Source organism: Pseudomonas sp. E6002 (genome assembly GCF_013385565.1).
Lineage (GTDB): Bacteria > Pseudomonadota > Gammaproteobacteria > Pseudomonadales > Pseudomonadaceae > Aquipseudomonas.
The window spans coordinates 1-17,620 of the sequence record NZ_JACAPT010000043.1; the positions used below are offsets into that span (position 1 = coordinate 1).

Below are 17,620 nucleotides of genomic sequence, written 5' to 3' on the forward strand. Positions count from 1 at the left end.
CAAAAGTGAGCCGCTGTAAGAGCGGAACCATAAGCGGCCGTTACCGCAGCAACAGATATGTCCACCACACCCGCCACCACCGATCAAACACCCCTTGCGACCCCCCAATTTCTTTGCTAGCTTCTTACAAAATGTTAACGATAACATTTGCTCTAAAAATAAAAACAAAACAGAGATCCCCACCATGAAAATGCTTCCGAAAACCCTGTGTTTGTTGGCTCTGAGCATCAATCTTGGCACCGCTGGCCTGGCACTGGCCGACACCAAACCCGCCCCCATCCGCATCGGCGCGTCCTTCCAGGAAATCAACAACCCTTACTTCGTCACCATGAAAGACGCCCTGCAGGAAGCCGGGGCGACCATCGGTGCGCAGTTGATCATCACCGACGCCCGCCACGACGTGTCCAAACAGGTCAGCGACGTCGAAGACATGCTGCAAAAAGGCATCGACATCCTGCTGATCAACCCCACCGATTCCGTCGGCGTGCAATCAGCCGTCAAATCCGCCCACGCCGCCGGCGTAGTCGTGGTCGCCGTCGACGCCCAGGCCGAAGGCCCACTGGACTCCTTCGTCGGCTCGAAGAACTTCGACGCCGGCTTCCAGGCCTGCGAATACCTGGCCAAGAACATCGGGGACAAGGGCAATATCGCCATCCTCGACGGCATCGCCGTGGTACCGATCCTGGAGCGCGTGCGCGGTTGCAAGGAGGCCGTGGCCAAGCACCCGGACATCAAGATCGTGAGCATCCAGAACGGCAAGCAGGAACGTGACCAGGCGCTGACCGTCACCGAAAACATGCTGCAGGCCCAGCCCACCCTCAAGGGCATTTTCAGCGTCAATGACAACGGCTCCCTCGGCGCACTCTCGGCCATCGAAGCCAGCGGCCTGGACGTCAAGCTGGTGAGCGTCGACGGCGCGCCGGAAGCGATCAAGGCCATCCAGAAACCCGGCAGCAAATTCATCGCCACCTCCGCGCAATACCCCCGTGACCAGATCCGCCTCGCCCTGGGCATCGCCCTGGCCAAGAAGTGGGGCTCGCAAGTACCGGCCACGATCCCGGTGGACATCACCCTGATCGACCAGGCCAAGGCCAAGGATTTCAGTTGGTAAAACACCCAGGCCCCACGCCAGGCGTGGGGCACAGGTCATCCATCTGAATATGAGGTCGGCGGTATGAGCAGTCTTCTGAAACTGGAAAATATCTGTAAGCGCTACCCGGGGGTGCAAGCCCTCAAGGCGATCAACCTGGAAGTGCAGCGCGGCGAAATTCATGCCTTGCTCGGGGAAAACGGTGCAGGCAAATCGACCTTGATGAAGATCCTTGGCGGGGTCGAGCACCAGGACGAAGGGCAGATCCTGATCGACGGCGAGGCTCGGCAGTTCGCGACGTATCGTGATGCGATTGCCGCCGGTATCGGCATTGTGTTCCAGGAATTCAGCCTGATTCCCTACCTCACGGCGGTGGAAAATATTTTCCTCGGCCATGAGCTGAGCAACCGTTTTGGCCTGTTGCGCAAGCGCGAAATGGTCGAGGCCAGCGAGGCGTTGTTCAAGCGCCTCGGTGTCAGTATTGACCTGCAATGCGCGGTCAGGCACCTGAGCGTGGCCGAGCAGCAATTCGTCGAGATCGCCAAGGCGCTGGCCCTGGACGCGCGGCTGCTGGTGCTCGACGAACCCACCGCCACCCTCACGCCGAGCGAAGCCGAGCTGCTGTTCGAAATCATGCGTGAACTCAAGCGCCAGGGGGTGGCGGTGATTTTTATTTCCCACCACCTGGAGGAGATTTTCCAGGTCTGCGACCGCATCAGCGTGCTGCGCGACGGCGGCAATGTGGGCGTCACCGATGTGGCCGACAGCGATATCGACCGCTTGGTGGAAATGATGGTCGGGCGGCGCCTGGAGTGCAGTTTTCCGCCCAAGCCCACCGCCGCACGCGGGCCGCTGCTGCTGGAGGTCAAGGACATCCAGTTGGTGCGCAACGGCCCCCATAACCACTTTGAATTGCACAAGGGCGAGATTCTCGGCTTTGCCGGCCTGGTGGGTTCCGGGCGTACCGAATTGGCGCTGGGCATGATGGGCGCGCTGCCGTCGGTGAGCAAAGACGTGTGGCTGCGGGGTGAACAAATCACCCTCGACGACCCGGCCCAGGCCTTGGCCCATGGCATCGGCCTGCTGCCGGAAAGCCGCAAGACCGAAGGGCTGATCACCGATTTCAGCATTCGCGAAAACATCTCCCTCAACAACCTGCCCAAATACCAGAACGCCAGCGGCCTGATCGACAAAGACAAGGAATGTGCCAGCGTCGAAGCGTTGATGCGCCAGCTGTCGATCAAGGCCCCCAGCGGCGAGAGCCGGGTGTTCAACCTCAGCGGCGGCAACCAGCAGAAAGTCGTGATTGCCCGCTGGATCAACCATCACTGCGACGTGCTGGTGTTCGACGAACCCACCCGTGGCATCGACGTCGGTGCCAAGGCACAGATCTACGCACTGATGCGCAGCCTCACCGAACAGGGCTACGCAATCATCATGATTTCCTCGGAACTGCCGGAAGTCATCGGCATGTGCGACCGCGTCGCGGTGTTCCACAAGGGCGCCATCGTCAAGGTACTGGAAGCGTCTGCCGTCAATCCTCAAGAGGTCATGCGCCATGCAACAGGGGGCTCAAGTGAATACGTCCATTAATGCCGTGGGGCCTGGCCGGCTGCGCCTGAACCTGGCGCGGCTGATTCGCTCACCGGCGTTCTATCCCTTTGTCGGGCTGCTGGTGGTGACGTTGGTGATGATCTTCGCCAGCGATAACTTCCTGACGGCCAACAACCTGTCGAACATCGCGCGCCAGGTGTCGATCAACGCGATTATCGCGGTGGGCATGACCTGCGTGATTCTCACCGGCGGCATCGATTTGTCGGTGGGGCCGGTGATGGCGTTGTCCGGCACCTTGACCGCCGGCTTGATGGTCGCAGGCTTGCCGCCGGGCCTGGCAATTGGCGCCGGGATGCTGGTCGGCGTGGCCTTCGGCATCGGCAATGGTTTGTTTGTCGCCTACCTGCACATGCCGCCGATCATCGTCACCCTGGCGACCATGGGCATCGCCCGTGGGTTCGGCCTGATGTACACCGACGGCTACCCGATTTCCGGTTTGCCGGAGTGGTTCGGCTTCTTTGGCCGCGAAAGCCTGTTCGGTATTTCGGTGCCGATCCTGATCATGCTGGTGACGTACCTGGCGGCCTATGTGCTGCTGCAGCACACCCGCATCGGCCGCTATATCTACGCGATCGGCGGCAACGAGGAAGCGGTGCGCCTGTCCGGTGTGCGGGCGGCGCGCTTCAAGTTGCTGGTGTATGGCATCAGCGGGTTTACCGCCGCGATTGCCGGGCTGGTGCTGACCTCGCGCTTGATGAGCGGCCAGCCAAATGCCGGGGTGTCGTTTGAACTCGACGCGATTGCCGCCGTGGTCCTGGGCGGCGCCTCGATTGCCGGTGGGCGCGGGGTAATCGTCGGCACCTTGCTCGGCGCCATGTTGCTGGGGGTGTTGAACAACGGCTTGAACATGCTCGGGGTCTCGCCCTACGTCCAGAGCGTGATCAAGGGCGGGATCATTTTGCTGGCGATCTTTATCAGCCGTCAGCGCCACAAGTAAACCGGTTATCTCCACGCGGCCATGGTGGCCGCGATGGGTTCTCTCATGCTCAAGAAAGGTCCGCACATCATGGAAAAGCACAACCAAATGCAAGCCGTCGTCTGCCACGGCCCGAAAGACTACCGCCTGGAACGCATCAGCAAACCCCAGGCGCGGGTCAATGAACTGGTGATTCGTATCGCCGCCTGCGGCATCTGCGCCAGTGACTGCAAATGCCACTCGGGCGCCGCGATGTTCTGGGGCGGCGAGAACCCGTGGGTCAAGGCGCCGGTGGTGCCGGGGCACGAATTCTTCGGCTACGTGGTGGAAGCGGGCGAGGGCGCCGAGGAACACTTTGAAGTGAAGGTCGGCGACAAAGTGATCGCCGAGCAGATCGTGCCGTGTGGCAAGTGCCGCTTCTGCAAGTCCGGCAAGTACTGGATGTGCGAGGTGCACAATATCTTCGGCTTCCAGCGTGAAGTCGCCGAAGGTGGCATGGCCCAGTACATGCGCATCCCGAAGACCGCCATCGTGCACAAGATTCCGGAGTCGGTGTCCCTGGAAGATTCGGCGCTGATCGAGCCGATGTCCTGCGCGATTCACACCGTCAACCGGGGTGAGATCCAGCTGGATGACGTGCTGGTTATTGCTGGTGCCGGCACCCTGGGCCTGTGCATGGTGCAGGTGGCAGCGCTAAAAACGCCGAAGAAACTGGTGGTGATCGACATGGTCGACGAGCGCCTGGAACTGGCGAAGCAGTACGGTGCCGACGTAGTGATCAACCCGTCCCGGGATAACGCCCGGGAGATCATCAATAGCCTGACCGACAACTACGGCTGCGACGTGTACATCGAAACCACCGGCGTACCGGCGGGCGTTACCCAGGGCCTGGATCTGATTCGCAAGCTCGGCCGGTTTGTCGAGTTCAGCGTGTTTGGCGCCGAGACCAGCGCCGACTGGTCGATCATCGGCGACCGCAAGGAGCTGGACGTACGCGGTGCGCACCTGGGGCCGTATTGCTACCCGGTGGCCATCGACTTGTTCGAGCGTGGCCTGGTGACGTCCAAGGGCATCGTGACCCATGACTTCGGGCTGGACAGCTGGGCCGAAGCGTTTGAGCTGGCCAACTCGACCAAGTCGATCAAGGTGCTGCTGAAGCCGGTGCTCTGACATGAACTACGTAATGGGTGTGGACATCGGTACGCAAAGCACCAAGGCGTTGCTGGTGGATGCGGACGGCCTGATCATCGCCCAGCACAGCCAGGGGTATCGCGTGGATACCCCGAAAGTACGCTGGGCCGAGCAGTGGCCGCAGGTCTGGCTGGATGCGGTGGAGGCCTGCGTCGCCCAGTGCATGGCGAAGGCCGGCGTGGCGAAAGAGCAGGTCAAGGCGCTGTGCATCAGCAGCCTGTATGGCGGCTCCGGAATTGCTGTGGACGAGCAGATCACGCCGCTGCACCCGTGCCTGATCTGGATGGACCGGCGCGCGGGCGAGCAAGTGGAGTGGGTGCGCGAGCATGTGGACCTGGAGCGGCTGTTCACGATCACCGGCAACTCGGTGGACAGCTACTACGGTTTCACCAAGATGCTCTGGCTCAAGCAGCACCAGCCGCAGGTGTGGGCCAACACCCGCTACCTGCTGCCGCCCAACAGCTACATCAACTGGTGCCTGACCGGTGAGTTGGCGGTGGACCACAGCAGCGCCGGCAATATCGGTGGCGTCTACGATGTGGCCCGGCGCGGCTGGTCGGCCGAGATGCTGGCGGCGCTTGGGATTCCGTTGGCGATGATGCCGGAGCGTTTGCTGTATTCCGGTGAAGTGGTCGGTGGTTTGCTGGAGGAATGGGCCCGGCGGTTGGGCTTGCAGGCCGGTACGCCGATCCTGGCCGGGGGCGTGGATGCGGCCATGGCCACATTGGCGGCCGGGGTGACGCGGCCGGGCAATCACGTGGCGATGATCGGCACCAGCATGTGCTGGGGTTATCTCAATCAGCAGGTGGATGCGCGCCATGGCCTGGTGAGCATGCCCCATGTCTATAACGGCCATCAGGACCTGTACATCTTCGGTGGTGCGATCACCGCCGGGGCGTCGGTGAGCTGGTTTCGCGAACAGTTCTGCCAGGCTGAGGAGCAGCAGGCGAAAGAGACGGGCCAGGACAGTTTGTGGCTGCTGGAGCAGAGCGCCGCGAAGATCCCGGCGGGCAGCGAAGGGCTGTTGTTCCTGCCGTATCTCATGGGCGAACGCAGCCCGGTGTGGGATGACCGGGCCAGCGGCAGCTTTGTCGGGCTGAACCTGTATCACAGCCGGATCCACCTGTACCGCGCGGTGCTCGAAGGGGTGAGTTTTGCCCTGCGGCACAATATCGAAGCGGGCACCCGTGGGGCGCATTCCCTTGATCCACGGCTGATTGTGGTGGGTGGGGCGAGCCATTCGGATTTGTGGATGCAGATTATTGCGGACATCACCCACTTCCCGGTCTACACCATTGTGCAAGAGGTGGAGGCGGCCTTGGGCGCGGCGTTGTTGGCGGCCCATGCGGTGGGGGTGGTGGATGACCGGCAGATGGAGAAAGGTTGGGTGCAGTTGGAGCTGCGGGCGGAGCCGGAGGCGGGGAATGTCGGGGTGTATGACCGGGCGTTTGCCAGCTATCTGGAGCTGTATCCGGCCTTGAAACCGGTGATGCACAGCTTGCAATTGAATTAAGCGAACACTGATCCAAATGTGGGAGCGGGCTTGCTCGCGAATACGGTGTATCAGTGCCGGATTTATTGCCTGACCCACCGCATTCGCGAGCAAGCCCGCTCCCACATGGGATCTCCATCGTTTTAGAGATCGTGAACCATGAACGCTATTTTTGACTTCACCAAGCAGCGCATCCTCGTCACCGGCGCCAGCAGCGGCATCGGCCGGGAAATTGCCCTCCAACTGATCGCCAGCGGCGCCCAGGTGTTTGCCCTGGGCCGCGACGCTCAGGCCCTGGCCCAGCTCGGTTGCGAAACCCTGTGCCTGGACATCGCCAACAGCGCCGCCCTGGACCTGGCCCTGCAAGGCCTGCCGCCGATGCATGGACTGGTCAACTGCGCCGGCATTTCCCGCCTGGAACCCGCCGCGGCCATCAGCGCCGAAGCCTTCGACCAGGTGATGAATGTCAACGCCCGCGCCGCGGCCCAGGTCGCCAGCCGTATCGCTGCGGCGATGATTGAAGCGAAGATTCCCGGCAGCATCGTCAACGTCTCAAGCCAGGCCTCACTCGTGGCGCTGGACGATCACCTCGGCTACTGCGCCTCCAAGGCCGCACTGGACGCCATCACCCGCGTGCAATGCGCCGAATGGGGCCGCTTCGGAATTCGCGTCAACAGCGTCAACCCCACCGTCACCCTCACGCCCATGGCACAGATGGCCTGGTCGGCGCCCGCCAAGCGCGACCCGGCATTGGCGGCGATTCCCCTGGGGCGATTTGCCGAAACGGCGGAAGTGGCCCTGCCGGTGTTGTTCCTGCTGAGCGATGCCGCCAGCATGATCAGCGGCGTCAGCCTGCCGATCGACGGCGGCTACACCAGCCGCTAGCCGTTCTCCAGCTTGCCGGCGATCACCACCTTGTCCCGCGGTTTGTGCGGGTCTTCGAGACGGTCCAGCAGCAGCCGCACCGCGCTGCTGCCGGCCAGTGAGGCGTCGTGGGCCACGCAGGCGATCGGCACGCCGAAGATATCGGCAAAGGGCAGGCGGTCGATGCCGCAGATGGTCAGGCTGTCGTGTGGGATGTTGTGCATGCGCAACGCACGCAGCGCGCCGAGGGTGATCAACTGGTTGAAGCCCATGATCGCGTCCGGCGCCGAGTGTTCGGCCAGGTAGTCGAGGGTGTGCAGGTAGGAGGGCATCAGCGTGTAGTCACCGGCACACACTTCAACGTGCACCTGAGGGTGCTCGGCCAGGACTTCTTTCAGGCCCTTGAGGCGTTCCATGGTGATGCGCGAATGCTCGGGCCCGGTCAGCACCAGCAGGCGCTTGAGGTTCGGGGTTTGCCGCACCAGGTACTGCGCCGCCTCGATGCCGCTGTGATAGTTGTCCAGCACCACGCGGCTGAACGGGCTGTCGTGAATCGTGCGATCGAGCAGCACCACCGGCGTCTTGCCGTTACCCAGGCGCTCCAGATAGTCCGGCTGGTAGCTGGGCTCGTCGGAGACCGGCGACAGGATGATCCCCGCCACGCGGTAGCCCAGCAGCGTGTCGACTGCCTTGCTTTCCAGCTCTTCCAGTTCGTCGGTGTCCACCAGCATGATGGTGTAGCCGTGCTTTTTCGCCTCGCGGGAAATCGCCTTGATCATCTCGCTGTAGAAGGGGTTGTCGACCGAGGCGGTGATCACGCCGATGATCAGGCTTTCACTGCGCTTGAGCCCGCGGGCAAAGGCGTTGGGCACATAGTCCAGCTCCCGCGCCACTTCGAGAATCCGCGCCAGGGTGGCGGGCTTGACCAGGTCGGGTTTGCTCAGCGCCCGGGACACCGTGATGGTGGTCATGTTGACCCGTTTGGCGATGTCGCTGATGGTGACGGACTTTTTCTTGTTCATCGGCAGGGGGAAACCAGGAGAAAACAACCTGAGGCTACCATGGGCACGGCTTCAAATCACCGGATCCCAGCGCTGCGACCAATCCTTTTCCGCCTCCACCACCGCCCGCAGCAAGGCCAGTGCCTGCTGCAAAACCGCCGAGTCGCGCTCGCGGGAATACACCAGGTACGTCGGGAAGCTGAACTCCGGCGCCTTGGGTACCCGTTCCATCACACCGCTGTCGAGGTAGCTCTGTACCACCCGCGTGCGGAAATACCCGGCACCGCCGTTTTCCAGGATGTACTGCAACGCCAGTGGCCCCAGATTGAAACTCAGGGCTGCGCGGGCCTTGTCCGGCAGTGCGGCGTCGTGCTGCTGGCGAAAGCCCTGGCCCCAGTCGATATACACGTAGGGCTCGGGCCGGGCGGCCAGTTGCACCAGGATCAGTTTTTCTTCCAGCACCTGCTCCACCTGCAACCCCGGCCAGTATTGCGGCTGGAACACCAAGGCGGCGTCCAGCACCCCCAGCTCCAGTTGGCGCAACAGGTACTCGCCTTCGCGAATCTCGGTGCGCAAAGCATGGCCGGGAATGTGTTCCCGCAAGGCCTGGGCCCAGCCGAGCATCAGCGGGTTGCACAGGCTGACTTCGCCACCGATGTGCAGCACGTTGCGGTAGCCGTCGGGTAATGGCAGGTCGCGGCGTGCGGCTTCCCAGGTCTGGACAAGCTGGTTGGCGTAGACCACGAACGCCTCGCCGTCCGGGGTCAGGCGGGCACCGGCGCGGTTGCGCACGAACAGGGTACTGTTGAGCTGGCTTTCGAGGTTTTTGACCCGGGCGGTGATTGCCGTCTGGGTGACGTGCAGTTTCTCCGCCGCCGCGGCGAGGCTGCCGCAGCGGGTGATTTCGAGGAAGGTGCGTGCCAGTTCGATGTCCATGAAACCCCCTTGGATGATAGGAGGCATTGTAGGGGCTGATGATTGGAATACGGACAAAAATGTGGGAGCGGGCTTGCTCGCGAAGGCGGTGTGTCAGTCAAGATATCCGGTGACTGACACACCGCCTTCGCGAGCAAGCCCGCTCCCACAGTTTGATTGCATTTCAAGTTGGGGTTTTGGGGGCTTGCAGGTGCTCGGTTGGAAAAGCCTTGGCATACGCCTGGCAAACTCTCAGCACCTGCTCATCCGCAAACCGCGCCCCCACCACATGCAGCCCCACCGGCAACCCATTGGCCGCCAACCCGCACGGCACCGACGCCGCCGGTTGCTGGGTCAGGTTGAAGGGATAGGTAAACGGCGTCCACTCCATCCATTCCCCTAGTCCCGAACCCGGCGGCACATTGTGCCCGGCCTCGAACGCGGTGATCGGCATCATCGGCGAAACCAGCACATCGTAATGCTCATGGAATGCCGCCATGCGCGCCACGAGCGCTGCCCGTGCTTCCAGCGCAGCGCTGTAATCGCTGAGGCTGATCTGCTCGCCCAGTCGGGCAATGCGCAGCAACCCCGGGTCCATCAATTGCCGCTGGGCATCGCTCAACGGCCCGGCCAGGCGTGCTGCACCGGCAAACCATAAAGTATTGAACACCTCCAGGGGATCACTGAACCCCGGATCAATCTGTTCAACCTGCGCGCCCAGCTGCACCAGGCCTTCTATCGCCTGGGCGACCACCCTGGCCACTTGCGGGTCCACGTCGACATAACCGAAGTTCGGGCTATAGGCGATACGCAGCCCCTTCAAATCAGCCCCGGCGTGCAACCATGGCGTGGTCCGGGGCGCGCCGATCAAACCATCCCGCGCATCCGGCTGGGCGATGGTTTGCAGCATCAGCACCGAGTCTTCCACGGTGCGGGTCATCGGCCCCAGGTGCGACAGAATCGTCATCGAACTGGCCGGCCATTGCGGCACATAACCGAAGGTCGGCTTGATGCCGAAGGTGCCGGTGAAGGCACAGGGGATCCGGATCGAGCCGCCGGCATCGCTGCCCTGGTGCAGCACGCCGAGGTTCAAGGCCGCCGCCGCACCGGCACCACCGGACGAACCGCCCGCCGTCATGCGCGTGTCCCACGGGTTGCGGGTAATGCCATACAGCGGGTTATCGGTGACGCCTTTCCAGCCGAATTCCGGCGTGGTGGTCTTGCCCAGCAATACCGCGCCGGCCTTGCGCATGAAGGCCGAGAAGGGCGCATCCACATCCCATCGACCCTCGGCGGATGTGGTACGCGAACCCTTGCGCGTCGGCATGCCGATGGTCTGCGTCAGGTCCTTGATGGAGGAGGGCACACCGTCCAGGGCCCCGCACGGCTGGCCCTTGAGCCAGCGCTGTTCCGAATTCCGCGCCGCCTTCAAGGCGCCTTCCGGGTCGACGTGGCAGTAGGCGTTGACCGCCGGGTTGTAGCGTTCGATCCGCAGCAATGCGTCTTCGGTGACCTCCACTGGCGACAGGCTTTTATCCCGATAGCGGGCCAGCAGCTCAACTGCGGTCAGGTTGGCGATATCCGTCATGCCGCTTGACCTCCTTGCGCCGCGTTGACCATGGCCCGCAGCAACACCGCGCAGCCCGCCGCCAGGTCATCCGGCGCGGCGTTCTCGATTTCGTTATGGCTGATGCCGCCTTCGCACGGCACAAAGATCATTCCGGCCGGGCCCAGTTCGGCGACGAAGATCGCGTCATGCCCGGCGCCGCTGACGATGTCCATATGGCTCAGGCCCAGGCTGCTCGCGCCATCACGCACGGCGTTGACACAGGCAGGGTTGAAATCCAGCGGCGGGAAGTCGGCAGTGGGTATCAGCTCAAAGCTCAAGCCGTGTTGCTCGGCGGTGGCTTCGATCACCTGGCGCACTTCGTCGACCATCGCTTGCAGCTTGTCGGCGTGCAGGTGGCGCAGGTCGATGGTCATGTGCACCTGGCCGGGAATCACGTTGCGTGAGCCGGGATGCAGGCTCAGGCAACCGACGGTGCCGCAGGCGTGGGGTTGTTGTTCGTGGGCGATGCGATTCACCGCGCTGACCACTTGCGCCGCGCCTACCAGTGCGTCCTTGCGCAGGTGCATTGGCGTCGGGCCCGCGTGGGCTTCGACGCCGGTGAGGGTCAGGTCGAACCACTTCTGGCCCAGGCAGCCCATGACCACGCCGATGGTGGTGGCCTGGTCTTCCAGCACCGGACCCTGCTCGATATGCGCCTCGAAATAGGCGCCCACCGGGTGGCCCAGCACGGCGCGGGAACCGGCATAGCCGATGCGCTGCAATTCAGCGCCCACCGACAGCCCTTGCTCGTCCTGCTTGTCGAGGGTTTCCTGCAGGTCGAACTTACCGGCGAACACCCCGGAACCCATCATGCACGGCGGGAATCGCGAGCCTTCTTCGTTGGTCCACACCACCACTTCAATTGGCGCTTCGGTCTCGATGTTCAAGTCATTGAGGGTGCGGATCACCTCCAGGCCAGCCATCACGCCGTAGCAACCGTCGAACTTGCCGCCGGTAGGCTGGGTGTCGATATGGCTGCCGGTCATCACCGGCGCCAGTGCCGGATTACGCCCGGCGCGGCGGGCAAAGATATTGCCGATGGCGTCGACGCTGACGCTGCAGCCGGCCGCCTCGCACCATTGCACAAACAGGTCGCGGGCCTGGCGGTCGAGGTCGGTGAGGGCCAGGCGGCATACGCCGCCCTTGGGTGTGGCGCCGAGGCGGGCGAGGTCCATCAGCGATTGCCACAGGCGCTCGCGGTTGATCAGCGGGGCGTTGCTCTGGAGCGGTTGCGCAAAACTATTCATCAGCAGTCTCCGGTCAGGCACTCAGGGCCAGGTAACGGTTCTTGATCGTCGGGTCGGCGCGGAAGGCTTCGGCACTGCCTTCGTACACCACGCGGCCCTGTTCGAGGACGTAATGGCGGTCGGCGAGCTTGTCGCAGACCATCAGGTTCTGTTCCACCAGCAGCACCGGCAGGCCGTCTTCCTTGACCTTGCGCAGGATCTTCACCAGCTCGTCGACGATCACCGGCGCGAGGCCTTCGGTGGGCTCATCGAGGATCAGCAGCTTGGGATCGTTGAGCAGCGCGCGGGCGATGGCGAGCATCTGTTGCTCACCGCCGGACAGCGCGTGGCCGGCGTTTTTGCGGCGCTCCCTGAGGCGCGGGAACATGCCGTACACGTCTTCCATCTGCCAGCGGCTGGTCTTGCGCACGGCAATGCGCAGGTTTTCCTCCACCGTGAGCAGGCGGAAAATCCCGCGGTTCTCCGGCACCAGCGCCAGGCCCTGGCGGGCGATTTCGAAGATTTTCTGCCCCACCAGCGGCTGGCCGTTGAAGTGAATCTGGCCCTGGCGCGGGCAGATGATCCCGAGGATGCTGCGCAGGGTGGTGGTCTTGCCGGCACCGTTGCGCCCCAACAGGGTCACCAGTTCGCCAGGGTTGACGGTCAGGGACACGCCTTCAAGGACGTGGCTCTTGTCGTAGTAGGAATGGATATTGTCGACGGTCAGCATCAGGCGGCTTCTCCCAAATAGGCGGTGCGCACGCGCTCGTCGGCGCGCACGAATTCCGGTGTGCCTTCCACCAGGATCTGGCCGTGGCTCATCACGGTGATGCGTTGGCTGATGGACATGACGATGCTCATGTTGTGCTCGATCAGCAGCACGGTATGGTCGCGGCCGAGGTCGCTGATCAGTTGGGTCATGATCGGGATGTCGTCGATGCCCATGCCCGAGGTGGGTTCGTCGAGCATCAGCAGCTTGGGTCTGGAGCAGATCGACATGCCGACTTCCAGCACCCGCTGCTGGCCGTGGGACAACTCGCCGGCCAGGGTGTCGGCGCGGGCGGTGAGTTGCAGGCGTTCCAACACCTGGTCGGCCATTTCCAGGTGTTCGCGCTTGCTGTCGACCCGGCGCCAGAAGTTCAGCGCGCGGGCGCCGTCGCGACCCTGGGCGGCCAGGCGCAGGTTTTCGCGCACGCTGAGGTTCTGGAACAGGCTGGTGAGCTGGAACGAGCGCGCCATGCCCAGGCCGACGCGGCCGTGGGCCGGTTTGCGCATCAGGTTCTTGCCGTCGAAATGAATTGCCCCGGCGGTGGCCTGGCGTTCGCCGGTCAGGCAGTGGAACAGGCTGGTCTTGCCCGCGCCATTGGGGCCGATGATGGTGTGGATGGTGCCGGCTTCGACCTTGAGGTTGACACCGTTCACCGCGTGGAACGCACCGTAGGCCAGTTCCAGGTTCTTGGTTTCCAGCAGGATGCTCATGACAGCTTCTCCTTGGTCACAACGTCGGCCTTGCGGCTGCCGCGCACACGGTCGAACAGGGTCGACAGACCGCCCCACAAACCGCCGCGCATGAAGATCACCACCAGGATCAGGATCACCCCCAGCAGCATCAGCCAGCGCGGCCACAGATCGGAAAGGAAGTCCCCCAGCAGCACGATGGAACCGGCGCCCAGCAACGAGCCGAACAGCGAGCCGGTGCCGCCGACGATGGTCATGATCAGGATGTTTTCGGACATCGCCAGGTCGATGTTCGACAGCGGCACAAAGTGCAGCAGCATCGCGTACAGTGCCCCGGCAATCCCGGTGACGGCGCCGGACAACACGAACACCAGGATCTTGAAGTGGCGGGTGTCATAGCCGATGGCCGAAGCGCGGGTTTCGTTTTCGCGAATCGCCATCAGCGTGCTGCCGAACGGCGAGGCGATCACCCGGCGGGCGCCGATGAAGATCAACAGGAACAGCACCGCGACAAACCCGTAGAACGCGCGGGCGTCGGTCAGCGACAGAAGCACGGTGTCACCGATGCGGATTTCCGGGCGCGGCACGCTGAGCAGGCCGTTGTCGCCGCCGGTCCAGTCGCTCAGGGTGTAGGCGACGAAGTAGGCCATCTGGCTGAAGGCCAGGGTCAGCATCACGAAGTAAATGCCGGTGCGACGGATCGCCAGGGCGCCCACCAGGAAAGCCAGGAAACCACCGGCGACGGCGGCACCCAGCAGTGCGCTGAACAGCCCCAGTTGCAGGTGAATCATCAACAGCGCCGCGCAGTAGGCGCCGGCCCCGAAGAAGATGCCTTGGCCGAACGACAGCAGCCCGGTGTAACCCAGCAGCAGGTTGCAGGCGAGGGCGGCCATGGCAAAGATCAGGATCTCGGTGGCCAGGGTCGCCGAGGGCAGAATCAACGGCAGGCCGATCAACACCACGAGCACCAACAGCAGCATGTAGCGCGACTGGGTCTTGGCGAACGGCAAGGGATTTTTCTCGCTCATGTCAGGCTCTCCCGAATAGGCCGTAAGGACGCACCAGGATCACCACGGCCATCGCACCGTAGATCATCAGGCTCGCGCCCTGGGGCCAGAGTGTGGTCATCAGGCTTTGCACCACGCCGACCAGCAGGCCGCCCACCAGTGCACCGCTGAAGGAACCCATGCCGCCAATCACCACCACCACGAACGCCACGCCGAGGATTTCCGGGCCGACAAAGGGCTGGGCGCCGCGCAACGGGGCGAACAGCACACCGGCCACACCGGCGAGGGCCACGCCGAGGGCGAAGGTCATGGAGAACAGGCGGAAAATGTTGGTGCCCAGCAGGGACACGGTTTCCGTGCTTTCACTGCCGGCCCGCACCAGGGCGCCGAAGCGCGTGCGTTCCAGCAGCAGCCACAGGCCAAGGCCAACGAGGCCGGAGAACACGATCAGGAACAGGCGGTAGTAGGGGTAGACAAAATCGCCCACCACCAGCACCCCGCGCAGCAATTCCGGTACGGCGACGCTCTTGCCCACCGGGCCCCAGATCATCACGCTGGCTTCCTGGATGATCAGGGCAATCCCCAGGGTCACCAGAATCTGGAACATGTGCGGCAAGTGATAAATCCGCTGGATCAATAATCGCTCGATCACCCAGGCCAGCGCGGCCACCACCAGCGGCGCGATCAGCAGTGCCAGCCAGAAGCTGCCGGTGAGGCTGACGGCGGTGTAGCAGATGTAGGCGCCCAGCAGGAAAAACGCACCGTGGGCGAAGTTGACGAAGTTCAGCAGGCCGAAAATGATCGTCAAGCCGACCGCGATCAGGAAGTAGATCATCCCAAGGCCCAGGCCGTTGAGAATCTGGAACAGGTAAAGATTAAGCATGCAGGAACCCTCGGCAGGTGGCCGCATGAGCGGCCCTGCGCTGTGTCACCAGTAGATTTTCAGCGGATCAGCCGAGCACGCAGCCCGTGGCTTCCACCGGCGGGAACGACTGGCCGGAGCTGAGCACCTTGGCCAGATCGTCCTTGTCGGCCATGTCGCCTGCGGCCTTGCCCACCAGCAGGTAGTAGTCCTTGATCACCTGATGGTCGCCGGCGCGGATCGACTCCTTGCCGGTGGGGCCTTCGTAGCTCAGGCCCTGCATGGCCTTGGCCACGGTCGGCCCGTCGAAACTGCCGGTGGAGATGATGGTTTCGAGCATGACCTTGGTGCTGATGTAGTCGGCGGCCAGCGGGTAAGTGGGGTTGATGCCGTATTTGGCCTTGGTGAGTTTCACCAGGTCACGGTTGAGCGGGGTGTCGACCTGATGCCAGTACTGAGCGCCGAGGTACACACCTTCCAGTACGTCACTGCCCAGCTCCTGGAACTGGTCGAGGCCGGCGGACCACACCAGCAACACTTTCATGCGCTCCTTGATACCGAAGTTCACCGCCTGACGCAGGGTGTTGGACGACTGGCTGCCGAAGTTCAGCAGCACCAGCACGTCGGGTTTGGCGGCGATGGCATTGGTCAGGTAGCCGGAGAACTCCTGCTCCTGCAGCGAGTGGTAGCTGTTGCCGGCGTGTTCCAGGCCATGCTCGGCCAGCACCGATTTGGCGCCTTCGAGCAGGGCTTCGCCGAACACGTATTGCGGGGTGATGGTGTACCAGCGCTTGGCGTCGGGCAGCAGCTTGATCAGCGGCACGAGGGTCTCGCGGATCGCGCCGTAGGTCGGCACCGACCAGCGGAACGTGGCGCTGTTGCAGTCCTTGCCGGTGACTTCATCGGCGCCCACCGGGGTCATGAACACGCCACCGGCCTTGCTCACTTCCTTGGCCACCGCGAGTGCCGAAGACGACAGGGTACAGCCCTGGAAAAAGCGTGCGCCGTCCTGCTGGATCGCTTCCTGGACTTTACGCACGGCCTTGCCGGCGTTGCCTTCGGTGTCGATCACTTTGTAGACCAGCGGGCGGCCGAGTAACTCGGGATGCTGTTCCACCGCGAGGCGTGAACCCATGTCGGCAAATTTGCCATAACTGGCAAAGGCGCCAGACATGGACTTGAGGCCGTAAAAGGTAAAAGGCTCGGCGGCGAATGCAGAACGCACGCTCAGCGGGAGGCTGAGGGCGGCGGCTGCGGTGAGACTGGCTTTCAACAACGTACGACGCTGCATGGGGTGACTCCCTGGATTAGTTATTGGCAGGAGTGGCAATGGCGATACGGTGGAGCACGGCCTGTGGGCAGGCCTTTTATTGGTGGAGGGTGCGGCTTAGTGGTTGTGGTCGAACTCCAGCAGAAAGTGCGGGCTGACTTCACCTTCAAGGGCGGTCATGTGGTGTTCGGCGTCGCACATGTGTTCGTGCATCAGGCTGCGTACGGTGGCTTCGTCTTCGGCCCGGAAGGCGATCAGCAGTTGTTTGTGGTAGTCGAGGTTGGCGGCGTCGAATTGCTTGCGCTTGGGTTTGTAGGCTTTTTTCAGCACGACCAGGTCACGCAGCAGGTCGTTGAGGAATTGCGCCATGAAGCTCAGCAGCGGGTTGGGGCAGGCCTTGGCCAGCAGGTTGTGGAATTCGAGTTCGGCGATGCGTTGTTCGCGTTGGCCGGCTTCGCTGTCTTCGGGGGCGCTGCAGAAATCGACGTTGTCCTGGAGGGCGCGGTAGTCGTCTTCGCTCAGGCGGCCCAGGACCGAGACGGCGAGTTCGACTTCGATGACTTTGCGCAGCTGGTAGACCTGTTGGCCGTCCAGGTGCTGGAAGTGCAGGTAGTTGCGCAGGGCGCGGCTGGCGGGTTCGGTGCCGGCCTGGTTGAGATAGGCGCCGCCGCTGGGGCCGGTGCGGGTGTTGACCAGGCCTTCGACTTCCAGCGCCTTGAGGGCTTCGCGGGCGGAGCCTTTGGAGCACTGGAAGCTTTCCATCAGTTCGCGTTCGGTGGGCAAGCGGTCGCCGGGCTTCAGGGCATCGGTGACGATGGAGCGTTTGACCGACTCGACGATCACGTCGGAGAGCTTCTGGCGTTTGCGGCGCAGCGGGCGGCTTAGCATGGTGTTTGATTGATCCTATTAATGCGGATTAATAGTACTTAATAGGGGTTTGGGGTGGGGCGTCAACGGAGGGGGTCGCTTTTGGTTTGGATGGGTCGTAAATGGTGGGGGTGTGCATATCCGTTGCTGCGGTAACGGCCGCCTATGGTTCCGCTCTTACAGCGGCTCACTTTTGAAGAGCGCAAAAGTAAGCAAAACGCTCTTGCCCCACCACTCG

At 63.0% G+C, this 17,620-nt stretch carries 16 protein-coding genes; 6 read left to right on the plus strand and 10 right to left on the minus strand.

The genetic code is table 11. From position 1 onward, the window contains the following. Positions 1-184: 184 nt before the first annotated feature. The 6 genes from HX815_RS28025 (at position 185) to HX815_RS28050 (ending at position 7,188) form a co-directional block, all read left to right on the plus strand. Positions 185-1,111, plus strand: a complete 927-nt coding sequence (locus HX815_RS28025; protein ID WP_003215780.1) for a substrate-binding domain-containing protein — start codon at positions 185-187, stop codon at positions 1,109-1,111. 63 nt (positions 1,112-1,174) lie between these two features. Next, positions 1,175-2,683, plus strand: a complete 1,509-nt coding sequence (locus HX815_RS28030; protein ID WP_008430598.1) for a sugar ABC transporter ATP-binding protein — start codon at positions 1,175-1,177, stop codon at positions 2,681-2,683. Next, positions 2,649-3,641 carry an ABC transporter permease gene (locus HX815_RS28035; RefSeq protein ID WP_177021686.1) on the plus strand — a complete coding sequence of 331 codons (993 nt, stop codon included), beginning with the start codon at positions 2,649-2,651 and terminating at the stop codon, positions 3,639-3,641. Before HX815_RS28030 ends, HX815_RS28035 begins: the two co-directional genes overlap by 35 nt. 69 nt (positions 3,642-3,710) lie before the next feature. Continuing rightward, positions 3,711-4,790: an alcohol dehydrogenase catalytic domain-containing protein gene (locus tag HX815_RS28040; RefSeq protein ID WP_177029263.1), complete on the plus strand. Its 1,080-nt coding sequence runs from the start codon at positions 3,711-3,713 to the stop codon at positions 4,788-4,790. 1 nt (position 4,791) lies between these two features. Next, positions 4,792-6,324 carry an FGGY-family carbohydrate kinase gene (locus tag HX815_RS28045; protein WP_177029264.1) on the plus strand — a complete coding sequence of 511 codons (1,533 nt, stop codon included), beginning with the start codon at positions 4,792-4,794 and terminating at the stop codon, positions 6,322-6,324. A 138-nt stretch (positions 6,325-6,462) separates the two neighbouring features. After that, positions 6,463-7,188, plus strand: a complete 726-nt coding sequence (locus tag HX815_RS28050) for an SDR family oxidoreductase (protein WP_003215767.1) — start codon at positions 6,463-6,465, stop codon at positions 7,186-7,188. Here HX815_RS28050 and HX815_RS28055 read toward each other — a convergent pair. From HX815_RS28055 to HX815_RS28100, 10 genes are all read right to left on the minus strand, one after another. Then, complete coding sequence (locus HX815_RS28055) at positions 7,185-8,189, minus strand: LacI family DNA-binding transcriptional regulator (protein WP_003215765.1); 1,005 nt, start codon at positions 8,187-8,189, stop codon at positions 7,185-7,187. The two genes, HX815_RS28050 and HX815_RS28055, sit on opposite strands and share 4 nt — an antisense overlap. Positions 8,190-8,240: 51 nt before the next feature. After that, positions 8,241-9,104, minus strand: a complete 864-nt coding sequence (locus HX815_RS28060) for a LysR family transcriptional regulator (protein ID WP_003215763.1) — start codon at positions 9,102-9,104, stop codon at positions 8,241-8,243. 163 nt (positions 9,105-9,267) lie between these two features. Beyond that, positions 9,268-10,671 (minus strand): amidase, encoded by a 1,404-nt coding sequence (locus tag HX815_RS28065; RefSeq protein ID WP_177029265.1) that lies wholly within the window; start codon positions 10,669-10,671, stop codon positions 9,268-9,270. Next, the gene (locus HX815_RS28070; RefSeq protein WP_177029266.1) at positions 10,668-11,939 is read right to left on the minus strand and encodes a Zn-dependent hydrolase; all 1,272 of its coding nucleotides are present in this window, start codon (positions 11,937-11,939) and stop codon (positions 10,668-10,670) included. The genes HX815_RS28065 and HX815_RS28070 overlap by 4 nt, the downstream gene beginning before the upstream one ends. A gap of 13 nt (positions 11,940-11,952) precedes the next feature. Then, a complete protein-coding gene (locus tag HX815_RS28075; protein ID WP_003215757.1) occupies positions 11,953-12,648 on the minus strand; it encodes an ABC transporter ATP-binding protein in 696 nt (231 codons plus the stop codon). After that, a complete protein-coding gene (locus HX815_RS28080) occupies positions 12,648-13,397 on the minus strand; it encodes an ABC transporter ATP-binding protein (RefSeq protein WP_003215756.1) in 750 nt (249 codons plus the stop codon). Before HX815_RS28080 ends, HX815_RS28075 begins: the two co-directional genes overlap by 1 nt. Next, positions 13,394-14,404, minus strand: a complete 1,011-nt coding sequence (locus HX815_RS28085) for a branched-chain amino acid ABC transporter permease (protein ID WP_087694650.1) — start codon at positions 14,402-14,404, stop codon at positions 13,394-13,396. Before HX815_RS28085 ends, HX815_RS28080 begins: the two co-directional genes overlap by 4 nt. Before the next feature lies 1 nt (position 14,405). Beyond that, positions 14,406-15,266 carry a branched-chain amino acid ABC transporter permease gene (locus tag HX815_RS28090; protein ID WP_003215751.1) on the minus strand — a complete coding sequence of 287 codons (861 nt, stop codon included), beginning with the start codon at positions 15,264-15,266 and terminating at the stop codon, positions 14,406-14,408. A gap of 67 nt (positions 15,267-15,333) precedes the next feature. Beyond that, entirely contained in the window at positions 15,334-16,536 is a 1,203-nt protein-coding gene (locus HX815_RS28095) for an ABC transporter substrate-binding protein (RefSeq protein ID WP_003215749.1), read from the minus strand. 96 nt (positions 16,537-16,632) lie between these two features. Next, the gene (locus HX815_RS28100) at positions 16,633-17,403 is read right to left on the minus strand and encodes a FadR/GntR family transcriptional regulator (protein ID WP_008430577.1); all 771 of its coding nucleotides are present in this window, start codon (positions 17,401-17,403) and stop codon (positions 16,633-16,635) included. Positions 17,404-17,620: the final 217 nt, after the last annotated feature.

What these genes read in the sequence shown, in the direction of transcription:
- HX815_RS28025 (WP_003215780.1), top strand. Translation starts at nt 185, where the DNA reads ATGAAAATGCTTCCGAAAACCCTGTGTTTGTTGGCTCTGAGCATCAAT.
- HX815_RS28030 (WP_008430598.1), top strand. Translation starts at nt 1,175, where the DNA reads ATGAGCAGTCTTCTGAAACTGGAAAATATCTGTAAGCGCTACCCGGGG.
- HX815_RS28035 (WP_177021686.1), top strand. Translation starts at nt 2,649, where the DNA reads ATGCAACAGGGGGCTCAAGTGAATACGTCCATTAATGCCGTGGGGCCT.
- HX815_RS28040 (WP_177029263.1), top strand. Translation starts at nt 3,711, where the DNA reads ATGGAAAAGCACAACCAAATGCAAGCCGTCGTCTGCCACGGCCCGAAA.
- HX815_RS28045 (WP_177029264.1), top strand. Translation starts at nt 4,792, where the DNA reads ATGAACTACGTAATGGGTGTGGACATCGGTACGCAAAGCACCAAGGCG.
- HX815_RS28050 (WP_003215767.1), top strand. Translation starts at nt 6,463, where the DNA reads ATGAACGCTATTTTTGACTTCACCAAGCAGCGCATCCTCGTCACCGGC.
- HX815_RS28055 (WP_003215765.1), bottom strand. Translation starts at nt 8,189, where the DNA reads ATGAACAAGAAAAAGTCCGTCACCATCAGCGACATCGCCAAACGGGTC.
- HX815_RS28060 (WP_003215763.1), bottom strand. Translation starts at nt 9,104, where the DNA reads ATGGACATCGAACTGGCACGCACCTTCCTCGAAATCACCCGCTGCGGC.
- HX815_RS28065 (WP_177029265.1), bottom strand. Translation starts at nt 10,671, where the DNA reads ATGACGGATATCGCCAACCTGACCGCAGTTGAGCTGCTGGCCCGCTAT.
- HX815_RS28070 (WP_177029266.1), bottom strand. Translation starts at nt 11,939, where the DNA reads ATGAATAGTTTTGCGCAACCGCTCCAGAGCAACGCCCCGCTGATCAAC.
- HX815_RS28075 (WP_003215757.1), bottom strand. Translation starts at nt 12,648, where the DNA reads ATGCTGACCGTCGACAATATCCATTCCTACTACGACAAGAGCCACGTC.
- HX815_RS28080 (WP_003215756.1), bottom strand. Translation starts at nt 13,397, where the DNA reads ATGAGCATCCTGCTGGAAACCAAGAACCTGGAACTGGCCTACGGTGCG.
- HX815_RS28085 (WP_087694650.1), bottom strand. Translation starts at nt 14,404, where the DNA reads ATGAGCGAGAAAAATCCCTTGCCGTTCGCCAAGACCCAGTCGCGCTAC.
- HX815_RS28090 (WP_003215751.1), bottom strand. Translation starts at nt 15,266, where the DNA reads ATGCTTAATCTTTACCTGTTCCAGATTCTCAACGGCCTGGGCCTTGGG.
- HX815_RS28095 (WP_003215749.1), bottom strand. Translation starts at nt 16,536, where the DNA reads ATGCAGCGTCGTACGTTGTTGAAAGCCAGTCTCACCGCAGCCGCCGCC.
- HX815_RS28100 (WP_008430577.1), bottom strand. Translation starts at nt 17,403, where the DNA reads ATGCTAAGCCGCCCGCTGCGCCGCAAACGCCAGAAGCTCTCCGACGTG.